The sequence below is a fragment of the bacterium SCSIO 12741 genome, assembly GCA_024398055.1.
GTDB lineage: Bacteria > Bacteroidota > Bacteroidia > Flavobacteriales_G > Salibacteraceae > SCSIO-12741.
On the sequence record CP073749.1, the window covers coordinates 2829594 to 2845168 of the forward strand.

Here is a 15575-nt window from a genome sequence, read left to right on the forward strand (position 1 = left end):
GGTGCCTACCATGGTCTTTATCTGACCAAGTTGAATGGTACAAACAGAATCGTTGCCTTTAACTGGGATGGAAACCGTGACAATGCCTTTTCTTCGAACTATTCCTTGAATGAATGGGTTCATGTAGCTATGACCCACGGTTCTGGAAAACTGACCCTGTACATTAATGGCGAACAAGCTCATCAGGTCAATTCTGGAAACACAACCAATTTGAGTGAAAATGTTCGTATTGGAGAAAATAAATATGCCACCTCAAATACCAACTTTAAAGGAGACATTGATGAAGTAAAAACCTTCGATCGTGTGCTCACCGCCGATGAAATACGTGAAGCCGCCTTTAGCTGGGGGACCGGTTCTGAAACCGATCTTACCTTGTACTATTCCTGTGAAGAAGGAACTGGTACCGCGGTAGACGATCTTTCTCCTGACAATCGCGATGGTGTCCTGAAGAATGGAGCGACCTGGAGCACCCACGAAACCCTATCGGTAAGCATTTCTGAAAACGCCAATGTAGGTGATACTTTAACGAAACTCGTAGGGCATGATATTGATGGCGATTCCATCTTCTATTATTTAACTACAGATCCAACTAACGGAGCCTTTGCTGTTGATTCAGGATCGGGTTACGTGACCTTGGTTGATAATTCCAATTTGAACTATGAATCGAGTTCAACAGTATCGATAACCTACGCGGTTGAAGACTTGGGAGGATTGGTGGACACTGCCTTAGTAGGAGTAGCCGTTGACAACGAAGATGAGCCTGTTTATGCCGGCTTGGCAAAAAGCTTTGATTTTGATGGATCTAATGATGTAGCCGCCTCTACGGGTTATCCGATCAGCTTTAGTGGTGAGTTTACCGTTTCTGTTTGGGCGAAACAAGATGCTTCTCAAAGTGGCTCTTTTTTCAACATATTCTCGCAAAATCGCTTTTACCTCGGAGGTAATCCTTCTGGAGGTATTAGAGTAGGAGATACCTGGACTAATACAGGGGTCAATTTTCCAACGGATATGGATTGGCACCATTACGCTGTAGTAGATAGTGTCAATGTGTCTTACCTCTATGTTGATGGTGAAAAAGTAGCTACCCGCAACGCTAACCTGACGCCTGGATCCGGGGCCAATCCTTTCCGAATCAGTACTCAGTGGAACGGCACATCCGAGTTTTTTAACGGGAAAATTGATGAGCTCAAAATCTGGGATCGCGCCTTAGGATTGGAAGACATCTGGTTGGAAATGAATCGCCGTCCGGATACATCGGATGCCACTTTAAGAGCCTATTACGCATTTGATGATATCGGGTCGGATACCATTTATGACTATTCAGGAAATGATTTTCATGCAGCTCTGGTAAATGCCGATCCATCCACAAGTTACCAGAACTCGGTTGATACCGTACCCATCTTTGTTTTCGAAGGAGCAACTGCTGGAGACACGGTTGGTTATTTAACCTGGTGGGATCCTGATCATTCAGCTATCACTCTGAGTAAAGTAAGTGGTAATACCAATCCTTTTAGTGCCAACACAAGTACTGGTGTGGTTACCGTTGCAGACGGGTATGAGCTCGACTATGAATCGGGTGATACTTTGTTTGAAATTGCCTACTCCGTTAAGAAGAACTCTGACAATACTAAGGACACAGGCTACTTTGTCATTCAGGTAAAAGATCGCAACGAAGCTCCGGTAGCAGGGTTTGGTCATACCTATGATTTTGCGGGGAACACCTATATCGACATCGAGAAGATGGATGATTTACCAAACGGTGATGATGTTAGAACCATCGAATTCTGGTACTACAATCCTGCGAAGAGCAACAATAGTTTCTTGTCTTATGGACGTTCATCCAACCGTCAACGGGTTGAATTTAGATTCGTCAGCTCAAGTAGACTTAGAGTTGATTTAGGTGGATCAACCTATGCCGAGTGGTTGAATATTCCATTGGATTCCAGTTGGCATCACGTCGCCTGGCAAATTGCCGATGGAGGAACCGTAAACTCCAGTATTCTTTGGTTGGATGGTGTAAAACTGGGAACCAAGGGTTCAGGAGGCAGTACCAATACCTTAAATACCAATACGAGTAATTCGTCTTCCATTTTTAGAGTAGGAAAAGAAAGCAGTTATGCAGGTCAGGTAGATGAAGTTCGTATCTGGAATGTCTACCGTGATTCAGCGGATATTGTAAACAACTACCTCAAAGTATTGAAAGGTGATGAGGATAGCTTGAAAGCCTACTACCGTTTTGATGAAGTATCAGGCCCCACTTTGCCAAGTGCAATCGATCCTGATGCAGGTGGGGTGCTTTCCGGTTCAACCACTTCTTGGGTTAGATCCTATGCCGGTTCTGAACATAGAATTTCTGAGTTTGCGAGCAACGGTGACACCGTGGCCATTGCCCAAGGTTATGATCCCGAAGGTGGAAGTTTAACCTATGGTATTGTTTCAGTGACTCCTTCTAATCCATTCTCCATGGATGCCAGCAATGGGGTAATTACCTTAACCAATGCTTCCTCACTTGATTATGAAACCGACTCCATTTACACCCTGAAATTCTTTGTTCAGGAAGGAGATGATAACCTTAGAGACACTGCCGAATATTCCATCATTTTGGAGAATGAAGTGGAGTACAGCTTTGCTGGCCTTGGGGATGCACTTCAATTGGACGGAAGCAATGATTACCTCACTACCGGATTTGATATTGGAAAAACAGCTTACCCATCGTTGACCGTAAGTGGTTGGTTTGAATACCACAAGGGATCGGGTTCTGACAACTACTTATTTAGCGGATTTGGTGCTTCTGCCAGTGATCGCGGACGAGGATTGTTGGTCAAAAATTCTACCGGACAGGTTTGGATTGATGGAGGTTTTACGCACAATTCAGGTTATACCTTAACCGACGGTGAGTGGTATTTCCTTACTACCGTTTTCCATTCTGCGGGCTACAAGTTGTACGTCAATGGCGAGTTGCAATTGGATAAAACCGATATCGATTTTACCATTACCGGAGCGCAAAACTTGGTATTGGGTCGAAAGGGTGGACAGGCCGTTAACTATTCAGAAGGAAGATTTGACGAGTTTGCTGTTTGGGGCGACGAACTTACGGCTGCTCAAATTGCCAATCTGTATGGAAAAAGAGTAGACACTTCCTCGGCTGACCTATTGTTGTATTACAACTTCGATCAAAAAGATGGTGAACTCACGGTGATCGACCGATCCTCCAATAACAACCCGGCCACTCTCAACAACATGACCGGGAATGAATGGGGGCAAGCAAGGATTCTCTCGAAAGCCTGATGCCCGAAACATCGATTGCCGGTGACACGGCTGGATATGCCATGGCTTGGGATGTATCAGGAAGTGCCTTTACCTACAAAGCCTTAACTGGTGATTGGTCCAAATTTGACTTGAATACCTCGACTGGGGTAATTACCGTAGCCAGCGGACAAACCTTCGATTACGAATCGAACGACACCTTATTTGCCCTGCAATACGAGGTGGATGCTGGTGGCTCAACGGTAAAAGATTCAGCCGTGGTTGTGATCCGCGTGCAGGACGTTTTGGAAGGAAAGGCCCTGGCCTTTGATGGGGTCAATGACTACGTGGACATAACGAATGGAAACTCCTTGAATCTGACCGGCGATATGACTTTTGAAGGTTGGATTTATCCTACCGCCGATCAGGGGGTAATCGCCATGAACGGGTTCTCCATTAGCAATGGAAATGAACGAGGCTGGGCCGTGGCCATCGGCGCATCTGGGCAAGGTGGAACTGGAAATACCAAGTCTTTACTTTTTGCATCTTCTGACAACAGCGGAAACTATAATGCTGGAGCTGCAGTTCAATCCAATGCCAGTACCATTGTTCTCAACGAATGGCAGCACATTGCGGCCGTGAAGAATGGCACGTTGATTACGCTGTACCGTAACGGCCAGGTGCTGACCACCGGAAATATTGCTCGTGACAGCATTGTTTACACCGGTACGCCTGAATTCTATCTGGGGCAACGAACACCGTCTGAAACCAGTTATTTTGCTGGACTGTTTGAAGGTAAAATGGATGAGGTTAGAGTTTGGAACCACGCTCGAACCCAAAGTGAAATTCAAGCTAAGCTGAACTGCGAATTGGTGGGTAACGAATGTGGATTGGTTGCTTACTATGCCTTTGAAAATGGATATGCAGATGGCGAGAATGCCGGTTTGGATTCGGTTTATGATGGATCTGGAAATGGCTTTGTTGGAATTCTTAAGAACTCAGCACTTTCGGGAGGCACTTCAAACTGGACATTCCCAACCGATAGCTTAACCAACGAATGTGATTCTCAAGACTTGGTTGATCCGGCATTTGTGACTATTGGAGATACCACCCTTTATTTGGATAATACCGGGAACGCGACCTTAACAGCAGATGATTTCTACACAGCACTCACAGGTAACTGCCCGGCCAACATGACTGTGACGGCATCCCCGCTGACCTTTAATTGTAACTCGACCATCGATACAGGTAATGTTTCTACAGGTTCCCTTGAGTTTGATGGAAGCACCAACTATGTATCCGTTCCGCATGATGCCAGTTTGAATCCGACGTCGGAAATCACGGTTGAGGCTTGGATATATGCTCATGCTACTTCAGGGACTCCAAAAATTGTTGGAAAATGTAAGAATGGTGGAGCCAGCAACGGATGGTCCCTCGGATTGGTTAATGGAAAAGTAGGAGCCGAGTATTACACCACCAGCGGTAACCCAATTCAGCAAAGTTCGTCAACCATTAGCACCAACACCTGGACCCATGTGGCCATGAGTTGGAAAACCAACGGACAGAAAAAAGTGTACATCAATGGAGTGCTGGCCGGATCAGGTTCGGCAACGGCTTTCAATCTGGGAACAGAAACCAATGCGATGCATATTGGTATCGCTCCATACAATACAACCCAGTACCATTTTGATGGGGAGATTGCTGAAATTAGAGTATGGAATGTGCAACGTTCCGATGCTCAAATCGCAGCCGATTACAACGATGCGTTAACCGGTAATGAAACAGGATTAGTTGCCTATTACAAATTCAATGACGGAACCGGATCTTCCACCGTATTGGATCACTCGACTAATAGCAATACAGGTAACCTGACCAATATGGATCCGGCTACGGATTGGAAAACAGGGCCTTCTCAACAAATTATTGGGGTTCCCGTAACCCTTACCGCCATGGATGAATACAGCCAGGTGACCAAGGATACGGTTTGGGTGGTTTTGGAAGACACTGTGACTCCTTCATTTAATTCAATCCGAGATACCATTCTCTACGTTGATGCCAGCGGAAATGTCAAAGTGCCCATTTCATCCTTGTATACCTCCATCGACGAGGTTTGTGCTAAGGACTATACAGTGACCGCCAACGATACCGATTGGACTTGTGCTGATGTGAGCGGTTACCTGGGCGGCGTAACAACTGGTTTACGTTTCCCAACCTCACGTTCCCTAAATACAGGTAAAGTAGTTCTTCCAACAGCATCCGGACAACCGGTTACCATTGAAACCTGGATGAAGACTTCGGCAACCTCGCATGTGTTCATCTTCGCATGGTACCAGGGGGTGTGAGTGGACGTGGAGATTTCAGAATGAGGTCCGCAGGAACACTTGCCGTGACCAATCCTGGAACTGCAGCCTCCACATCAATTACCGTAAATGACGGACAATGGCACCACGTAGCCATGACCAAAAGTGCGGCTGGTGTTCTCAAGATCTATGTGGATGGAGAGCTGGCTGGATCTGGTACGTATAGTAATGCATTTCCAAACCTCGTAAACAAGATCAATACTTCTTACATCAGTGGCCGGGAAGTGGTCTATGATGAGATGCGCGTTTGGAGCACCGACTGGAGTCAGTCTGAGATCCAGAGCCGGATGAATGAACGATTGACGGGCAATGAGAGCAACCTTATCTTGTACTATGATTTTGAAGATGGGGCAGGTTCATCTACCGTTTCCGATAAGTCTGGAAATGGTGCCAATGCCACTTTATCAGGTTTCAACACCACCACTGACTGGGTAGAAGGTCCTGGACTATTCCCTGGATATTTCGATCTTGAAATTAAGGCTCACTACAACGGAAACGATAGTATCGTAGACACTGTTCAGGTGTATTTCTCCGATACCATTGCTCCGTCACTTACTGCATTTAATGACACCGTTTACCTGGGAGACAAAGGATACGTATTGGTAGATTCTGCTGATTTAGTTCCAGGAGGACTCACCGGAAGCAACGTTTCAGATAACTGCAAAGTACAATCGATTTGGTACTCTCAGGATACGTTGACTTTGGACGATCTGGGAGCCAATTCTGTTACCGTTTATTTATCGGACTCTTCAGGAAATGAGACTTCACAAACCGTTACCTTAACCTTGCTGGATACCCTTAATGTTTATGCCGGTCTGGGTAATACTCATCCTTTTGATGGAAGCAATGATCGGGTAGATGTAGGTGGTGGAAAAGTGAGTGCAGCCTCCTTGGGCTTACCTACTTCAGCCATTACCGTTGAGGCTTGGGTAAAACCTGATTCTTATAAAAATTGGGGCGGTGTAGCTAACTTCATTCAGGACAATGGTGGTACAGAACACGGCTGGTGGATGGGAACCTACGCTGGGTCAGGTTCAGATCGCCAGTTTGGTATGGGAATGAAGACTACTGGAGCCGGCAGTATTCAGTATAAGTTCACCAGCGAGCAACACGAAGTAGGACGCTGGTATCACCTGGCCATGGTTTATAATGGCACAAGTCTTCTTTTGTATGTGGATGGTGTTCCGGTACTTTCCAATGCTCAAACCGGGGCCATCGATTATGCTGATTCCTGGTTGTATTTTGGAGCTTACCTGGATAACAATGAATCTCATTATTTCGACGGATCCATTGATGAATTAAGAATCTGGAATGTAGCTCGGGATAGCAGTGATATTGCTTTTCATAGTCGCACCCGTATTGACCCAAATCATTCCGATCTATATGCCTACTACAATTTTGATCAAGTATATGGTACGAGTCTTACAGACATTACCGGACACGGACATGATGGAACCTTTTTAGGAACGAGTCCAACGGCCTGGACCGATGCTCAGGATACCATTAGCTGGCCTATTCCAGAAAATGTAACAGGAATGGATACCGTTGCCATGGCAATAGGCTGGAAGGGCATGGAAGGAAACGACTTGACCTTCGCTAAGGTGAGCGGTTTTGGAAGTGAATTTACCTTGGACTCACTAACAGGAGAAATCGACTTCAGTGGAACAACTGATTTTGATCAGCAGGATTCTTATGTGCTGACTTACTCCGTAAAGGATGAGTCTGGAAAAGTGGATACTGCAGCACTTAAAGTTTCCGTCATCAATGACAGTACAGAGGCCGTATATGCCGGTTTAGGCCGAGCCCTGAATTTTGATGGATCGAATGACCACGTAAGTATCCCTCACCACAATGACTTCAACGTAGGTAGTACCTGGACCATGGAATTGTGGATGAAGCCGAATGGGGTGAGCAGTGACTATGAAGCACTGTTATCTAAATTCAGTACTGTCCGCGCATTTAGCCTATGGCAGCGTAATGATGATATTGAGGTATGGGAAGGGGCAACTTCCGGAGCCACAGTGGCGGCCGCAACTGACGTTCTTACCCACAATGAATGGACCCACATCGCGGCTTCGTATGATGGAACCTCCATTCGGATTTATGTAAACGGGGATTTAAAAACGACTACGAACTATGCCGCGGCATTGTCGACCAATACAGATCATTTTACCCTGGGTCAACGTGGGGATAACCAATACCACTATGGTGGTTCTATGGATGAGGTGCGGATCTGGGATGTAGTCAGAACAGATCAACAAATCAGAGACAACGCTTATTCCCGCGTCGATGAAAGCAACACGGATCTAATTGCTTATTACAACTTCGATCAGGTAGATGGAACATCCACTTTGATGGACATCTCTCCAAGTGGTCACAATGGTACTCTAACCAATATGGATGTGAACTCAGACTGGGAGACCTCTAAGGATCCATTCAATGAGTTTAGCGTTGGTGAAAAGGCCAATGTTGGAGATACGGTTGGTACATTGATCGGTTGGGATGTAGATGGCAACGATCTCAAGTTTGATTTCTTCTCCGGTAATGCGGATGGCATTTTTGCAGTGGATCCGGTGAGTGGTGTGATCACTGTGGTGGATCCAAGTAAATTGGACTACCAGGCCGATTCTATTCACGATTTGACCTTTAGCGTGGAAGAGGATGGCGATAACAATGAAGATACAGCTCACATTCGCATAAAGGTGATCAATGAAAATGATCCTCCACAAGCTGGTTTTGGAAATGCATTGACCCTGGATGGTTCTTCTGATTACATCGACTTAGGCGATCTTGCCGCTACCGAGGGTATTTCAGCTTTTTCTTACGGAGGATGGATTTACCCAACAAGCTATGGCACTGGTGCGACGAATAGGGGACGTTCTATTGTGGCCAAACACAATTATGCCGGTTCTGGATCCTATTACCTCTATTACCGTACCGGCGGAGGAACTGGATCTTCAGGATTTCGTTTAAGAACAGGACTTATTACCACAAGTGGCGGAGTTGAAGCTTTAGGCGATGGAGATATGACTCCGCTAAATGAGTGGTCTCACATTTTCGTAACCTGGTCTGCAGGTAACAAGCTAAAACTTTATGTTAACGGAGAATTGGTTTCTGAGTCCAGCAGCGCTCTTGGTGGAACGATTAGCAACTCTTCCTTACCCGTGCGCATTGGTGCCAGTAATTGGGGTGGTGAGCAGCGCTTCAAGGGACAAATGGATGAAATGGTTTTCTACAACAAGCAGTTGTCAGAAGCTGAAGTAAAAGAAACCATGTTCCGTCGTCCACAGGGAGGCGAAGCCAATTTGATTGCCGCTTTTAACTTTGAATATCCTTCAGCCACGACCTTACAAGATTTAAGCTCCAACAACAACGATGGAACCTTGGTCTCTATCGCAACCACAGCTTTTGGAACCGGAATCGACACCACCGTGGCTCAGATTCCTGAAACCTTAACCACCGGCGATACCATTGCCTGGATGACCGGGTTTGATTTTGATGAGTCCGATACCTTGGCCTTTGAACTTCTTGGTGGAGATCCTTACGATATGTTCATTGTAGACACAGCCAATGGTATGCTGACCTACAACGGAACAGGTAATCCGGATTTTGAAACCACTCCTACCTTTACCATTTCTTACCGGGCAACCGACAAGAGTGGTGAAAGCGATACAGCACTCATTCGCATCGAACTAACGGATGAAAATGAACCTGTTTATGCAGGATTGGGCCGTGCTCTGGAATTGGATGGAACAGATGATTACCTGACCACCAGCTTAGACATTGGTAAAACCGCACACTCCGCCCTTACCGTTAGCGGTTGGTTTGGCTACAACAAAGGAACGGGAACCGATAGCTACCTGTTTAGTGGACGCGGTGCGAGTACCACCGGACGGGGATTGTACGTGAAGAACGCCACGGGTCAGGTATGGATTGATGCTGGATTTGTTCATAATTCGGGAGTAACCCTTACTGATGGAGAATCCTACTTCTTAACCACCGTATTTAATGGCGGACAATTTAAGTTGTACGTCAATGGTCAACTGGCCTTCGATAAAACCGATCTTGATTTTACAAGCTCCGCAGCTCAGCTATTAACCCTGGGACGTAAAGGCGGATTATCTTCTGACTATGCCGAAGGTAAGATGGATGAAATTTCCGTTTGGGCAGCCGAATTGACAGCCACTCAAATTGCCGAGCTCTATAACCGTCGGGTGGATACTTCTGCCTTCAACTTATTGCTATATTACAACTTTGATCAGCAAGATGGCGATAACCAGGTAATCGACCGCAGTGGAAATGACAACAACGCTACCTTCAACAACATTTCGGTTAATGATTGGGGACCATCCTTGGATTCCTTGGAATTCCAATTGAGCGAAAATGCCGTTATTGGAGATTCTGCTGCCTATGCCATGGCCTGGGATGTAGATGGAAGCAGTATAACCTTTAGTCCAGGTGGTGGCGATTGGTCATCCTTTGCCATTAACAGCACCACGGGTAAGATTACCGTTTTCACCGGAACCTCATTCGATTACGAAACAGACTCACTTTACTACCTGACCTACATTGCCACCGAATCTGGTGATAATGAGAAGGACAGCGCAACCGTTTTGATTCGCTTAACCGATGAAAACGACCCCTTGGTTTTTGCCGATGATACAGCTTACCTCGATGAAAATGCGGTGATGGGTGACACCGCCATGACCATTAGCTCGGTGACCGATCCGGATACCTGGCAAGATCATTTTTACAAGATTATTACCAATACACCTAAAGGCGCCTTTAAGGTAGATAGCGTGACGGGAGTTATCACCGTTTCAAATAGCGAAGAACTCGACTTTGAGACCGACACCGTTTTCACCATTACGGTAGTTGCTCGTGACAATGGAACACCTGTAGATCGGGATACCGCCGACTTAACCATTTACTTGAATGACCTGGATGAAGCGGTGTATGCTGGATTTGGTCGAGCCATGGATTTTGACGGTACCAATGAGTATGTTCAAGGGCCATCGGTTACGCTTGCCTCCAATCAGTTTACGCTCAGTATGTGGGCCAATGTGCATAATTCAAGTACCTGGCGACACTTGTTTGAATTGGGAAGTGTAGAAAACAACTTTAGCAGTTCGGTTAGACTCGAAACCGGTGCGGAAGGAATTAGCTATGTGGCCATTGGAAATGGTACGACCTTTACCGATATCGATCCTTCCGGAAGCAATGTCGGGTGGAAATACAATGAGTGGAATCATTTTGGAGTAACCTATGACGGTTCTACGCTGAAGCTGTTCTTTAATGGTGAGTTGGTTCAGTCTAAAGCCACTAGCTTCGATGTTACCCTGGGAGATGGAACAGTAGTATTAGGATCTTACGGAGGAGCTTCTCGATTTGCAGATGCGGAAATGGATGAAGTAGGATTCTGGTCAGTGACCAAGTCTGATGCCGATATGGCACGATTGGCTACACGTAACATTTCTTCTGCAGACACCGCAAACATGATTCTTTACTACAACTTCGATCAAGATGTGGAGTTGGGAGTAAGAGATGCCAAGACTCAACTTTATACTGGAGTTCTTCAAAATATGGATGTGAGCAATCAAATCCAATCTCTTGATTCGGTTGAATTTACGGTCGGTGAAAATGCACAAGTTGGAGATTCGGCTGGGGTGGCTTTTGGTTTTGACCCAGATAAGAATTCCCTTTCCTACTACAAGGTTTCAGGAGATACCGCTGCCTTTGATTTGAACAGTGCAACCGGTAAACTGACCGTTTCTTCCAACGCCACATTTGACTACGAAACCGATTCCATTTATGTGATTCAATTCGGTGTTGCCGAAGACGGAGATGGACAGGCCGATACAGCTTCTCTCCGCATTCGATTGACGGATGAAAACGACCCATTGGTGTTTGCTGATGATACAGCTTACATCAACGAAAATCTGGCAATTGGTGATACAGTGATGACCATTTCATCGGTGACTGATCCCGATCCTTTGCAAGATCATTTTTACAAGATCATTACCAATACTGCCCAAAGTGCCTTTGCAGTGGATAGCAATACCGGTGTAATCACCGTGATGAACAACGAGGAACTTGATCACGAATCCGACACTGTGTTTACCATTACTCTGGTAGCCCGTGACAACGGTACTCCGGTAGAAAGAGATACCGCTGATATCACCGTTTACTTGAATGATGTGAACGAGCCTGTTTATGCGGGTATGGGAAGTGCACTGAACTTCGATGGTTCGGATGACTATGTCGAAGTACCCAATCAAGCGGCTCTAAACCCTACCTCTGCATTGACTCTTGAGGCTTGGGTGAATGTGACGAATACCAGTGATCAGATCATCGTTCACAAATGGAATCTGACCAATCAGTATTCCCTTGAGATATTCAACAACAAGCTCACCTTTGTGATTCACGATGGGGCCCTGAAGTTTGTTTCTGTTCCGACCACCGTTACCACGAATGAGTGGGTTCACTGCGCCGGGGTATTTAATGGATCAACGCTCTATATCTATTTGAATGGGGAATTGGCTGATAGTTCTAATATCGGAGCTACTACTATCAACTCTGGTAGTGGTAATCTGACCTTAGGAAAGCGCAGCGAAGGTAACGCTGGATACATTGAAGGATCGATCGATGAGGTACGAATCTGGAATACAGCCAGAAGTGCAGCCGAGGTTAAATCGGGAATGAATGTTCGCCTTCAAGGAAATGAATCTGGCCTGGTAGCCTATTACAATTTTGATGATCTATTTGGGGCCGAGCTGGAAGATTTAACAACCCATGAAGGGCATGGAACCTTAACCAACATGGATCCATCAACAGACTGGATTGCCAGCGTTGATACCTTGGAATTCCAGGTAGGTGAAAATGCCTCCTTGAGTGATTCTGCTGGAATTACCACAGCTTGGGACCGTGATGGAAGTAGCTATACCTACAGCACTATTTCTGGAGATTGGGCATCCTTCGACCTAAACACAACAACTGGTAAAATCACCGTTTCCTCAGGAGCAGCTTTGGACTACGAAACCGATTCGATTTACGAGTTGACTTACGCGGCCGAAGAAGACGGAGACCAACAAAGAGATACCACCCACATCCGCATTCGCCTGATTGACGAAAACGATCCACTGGTATTTGCCAATGATACGGCTTACATCGATGAAAATTCAGCGGTAGGGGATACCGTTATGACCTTCACCGTGGTTGATCCGGATGGTGGACAAATCCCAGGATATCGAATTTTGAGTAATACTCCTGGAAATGCCTTTACAGTAGATTCTTTAACTGGAGTACTTACCGTAGCCAACAATGCTGAACTGGATCACGAAACCGATACCGTATTTACCATCACGGTGGAAGCTAACGACAATGGAACACCTGCCTTGTTGGATACAGCGGACATGACCATTTACTTGAATGATTTGAATGAGCCTGTTTACGCCGGCTTAGGTGACGCCCTTGATTTTGATGGTTCAAACGATTACGTAAATGCATCAGCCAATGCCTGGTTCCCTAATGATCAGGTAGACGACTACACCTACGAGGCCTGGGTCAATTTGGATAATGTGACCACGATGCAAGGAATTATCAATTTCGCTTGGTCAACCAATACCGTTGAACCTCATAGTGGTCTTTGGGTAAATGGAGGGCAGGTATACACCCGCCAGCGGAACGATAACGGTTCTTCTTACTTCGTAACCATGGGCGGAGGAAGCATCTCCGTGAATGAATGGACTCACTTGGCATTGACCAAATCCGGATCGACGTACACCCTCTATATAAATGGTGATTCCGTTAATTCTTCTACTGTAAATCTGAACCCGGGTTGGACCTTTAACCGAACCAATTTCACGATCGGTTCAGGATGGAACAGCTCTACTTTCCAGATTCCGGCCAATGGAAAAATCGATGAGGTTAGAATTTGGAGTACGGCACGTACCGAGGCAGAACTTAAAGCCTGGATGAACCAGCGATTGGCCGGAACGGAAACAAACCTGGAGGCCTACTACAATTTTGATGATCTGTCTGAAGGTGTATTGGAAGATTTGACGGTCAACAACCGAAACGGAATCCTGACCAATATGGATCCTTCATCCGACTGGGTTGCTGGTGCTGATACCTTGGAATTTCAGGTGGGTGAAAACGCCTCTATTGGTGATTCGGCTGCCATTACCACGGCTTGGGATCGAGATGGAAATGGTTATTCCTACAGCACGGTTTCAGGAGATTGGACTTCCTTTAATTTGAACCCCACTTCAGGCAAAATCACCGTTTCCTCAGGAGCGGCTTTGGACTACGAAACCGATTCGATTTACGAATTGACCTACGCAGCCGAGGAAGACGGAGACCAACAAAGAGATACCACGCACATCCGCATTCGCCTGATTGACGAAAACGATCCATTGGTATTTGCCAACGACACGGCTTACATCAACGAGAATTCAGCGGTAGGTGATACCGTCATGACTTTCACGGTGATTGATCCGGATGGTGGACAAACCCCAGGATACCGCATTATAGCCAATACTTCTGGAAACGCCTTCACAGTAGATTCCTTGACAGGAGTGTTAACCGTGGCCAACAATGCCGAATTGGATCACGAATCCGATACCGTATTCACCATTACGGTTGAAGCCAATGACAACGGTTCGCCAGCACTTTTGGATACAGCGGAAATGACCATTTATCTGAAAGACTTGGATGAGCCTGTATTCGCTGGAATGGGTAATGCACTCGAGTTTAATGGAGCCGGTGATCGTGTGGTACTGGATACCTTCAATGCCACTAACAACTTCACCTTCGAAGCCTGGATTAAGCCAGATATTCACTCAAGCATCAATACCATTGTATCCAACCGGAGCTCAGGTGGAGCTACTTCCGGATTCGATATCAGTATCAACGACTGGACGACTACTAATCGCAAGCTGAATCTGGGTACTGGAAATGGTAGCGCATCAGGTTCCTACAGCACTCCTGATTCGGTTATTACCGATGGCGAATGGCAGCACATTGCCGTTACTGTAAGTGGAACCTCCGTAGCCATGTATGTGAATGGGGTAGAGGTATCCAATGGCGGAACGGTGGTATTTGGTTCGAGTGCAGGTAAATTACAGCTGGGAGCCGTACTTGATCCAGCCTTCTATTTTGACGGTACCATGGATGAAGTTCGTCTCTGGTCTGTGACCCGTACTCCTCAGGAAGTTAAAGCCTGGTATAACCGAAGAGTGGATCAGAACCACGGAGACCTTAAAGCTTATTACAACTTTGATCAATGGGATGGCGAAACTCAATTGACCGACAATTCCGGAAATTGGGTAGATGGAACCTTCATCGGATTGAATGGAGACGAATGGATCGCCTCGGATGATACACTGGATTTTGAAATAGGTGAAAATGCCCTTGTGGGAGATTCTGCAGCCATCATGATTGGATGGGATCGTGATACCAACAACTTGACATTTGCTCCTGTATCAGGCGACTGGAGTTCCTTTAATTACAATTCGATTTCAGGTACGGTAACCGTATCGTCCGGAGCCAATTTGGATTACGAAGTAGATTCTCTTTACATCCTTACCTACGAGGTATTGGAAGACGGAGATTCGCAAAAAGATACAGCCACCTTGTTCATTCACCTGGTGGATGAGAATGATCCAATCGTATTTGCAGATGACACCGGCTATGTGAATGAAAATGCCGCCTTAGGTGATACGGTGATGACTCTGAGCAGTCAGGATCAGGATTTAGTTTTGAATCCAGGATACCGCATTTTGACGAATACTGCGGGTAACGCCTTTAAGGTAGATTCACTAACCGGGGTGTTGACCGTTGCGGCTAACGAAGAGTTGGATTTTGAAACCGACACGGTGTTTACCCTAACGGTACAGGTGAACGATAATGGTAGCCCTAACCTTTTGGATACCGCTGAAATCACCGTTTACTTGAATGACCTCAACGAGC

At 46.0% G+C, this 15575-nt stretch carries 2 protein-coding genes and 14 pseudogenes; all 16 read left to right on the plus strand.

Annotated elements, in window-relative coordinates:
* The first annotated feature begins 210 nt into the window (after positions 1-210).
* The 16 genes and pseudogenes from KFE98_12075 to KFE98_12150 all read left to right on the plus strand — a co-directional run bounded on the left by KFE98_12075 (position 211) and on the right by KFE98_12150 (position 15556).
* Positions 211-1224 (plus strand): annotated as a pseudogene (locus tag KFE98_12075) (cadherin domain-containing protein).
* 9 nt (positions 1225-1233) lie between these two features.
* Positions 1234-2175, plus strand: a pseudogene (locus tag KFE98_12080) (hypothetical protein).
* Positions 2176-2463: 288 nt separating this feature from the next.
* The gene (locus KFE98_12085; protein ID UTW64697.1) at positions 2464-3288 is read left to right on the plus strand and encodes a LamG domain-containing protein; all 825 of its coding nucleotides are present in this window, start codon (positions 2464-2466) and stop codon (positions 3286-3288) included.
* Positions 3255-5588 carry a hypothetical protein gene (locus tag KFE98_12090; protein UTW60781.1) on the plus strand — a complete coding sequence of 778 codons (2334 nt, stop codon included), beginning with the start codon at positions 3255-3257 and terminating at the stop codon, positions 5586-5588. The genes KFE98_12085 and KFE98_12090 overlap by 34 nt, the downstream gene beginning before the upstream one ends.
* Positions 5570-5758: pseudogene (locus KFE98_12095) on the plus strand (hypothetical protein). The gene KFE98_12090 and the pseudogene KFE98_12095 overlap by 19 nt, the downstream one beginning before the upstream one ends.
* 87 nt (positions 5759-5845) lie before the next feature.
* Positions 5846-6946, plus strand: a pseudogene (locus tag KFE98_12100) (LamG domain-containing protein).
* A gap of 876 nt (positions 6947-7822) precedes the next feature.
* Positions 7823-8872: pseudogene (locus KFE98_12105) on the plus strand (hypothetical protein).
* 879 nt (positions 8873-9751) lie between these two features.
* Positions 9752-10537: pseudogene (locus tag KFE98_12110) on the plus strand (cadherin repeat domain-containing protein).
* Between the two features lie 45 nt (positions 10538-10582).
* Positions 10583-11053, plus strand: a pseudogene (locus KFE98_12115) (LamG domain-containing protein).
* A 630-nt stretch (positions 11054-11683) separates the two neighbouring features.
* A pseudogene (locus KFE98_12120) lies at positions 11684-12298 on the plus strand (hypothetical protein).
* Between the two features lie 6 nt (positions 12299-12304).
* A pseudogene (locus KFE98_12125) lies at positions 12305-12721 on the plus strand (cadherin repeat domain-containing protein).
* Between the two features lie 84 nt (positions 12722-12805).
* A pseudogene (locus tag KFE98_12130) lies at positions 12806-13030 on the plus strand (cadherin repeat domain-containing protein).
* A pseudogene (locus tag KFE98_12135) lies at positions 13019-13570 on the plus strand (LamG domain-containing protein). Before KFE98_12130 ends, KFE98_12135 begins: the two co-directional pseudogenes overlap by 12 nt.
* Positions 13571-13579: 9 nt before the next feature.
* Positions 13580-13996 (plus strand): annotated as a pseudogene (locus KFE98_12140) (cadherin repeat domain-containing protein).
* Positions 13997-14080: 84 nt separating this feature from the next.
* Positions 14081-14308 (plus strand): annotated as a pseudogene (locus KFE98_12145) (cadherin repeat domain-containing protein).
* A 465-nt stretch (positions 14309-14773) separates the two neighbouring features.
* A pseudogene (locus KFE98_12150) lies at positions 14774-15556 on the plus strand (cadherin repeat domain-containing protein).
* Positions 15557-15575: the final 19 nt, after the last annotated feature.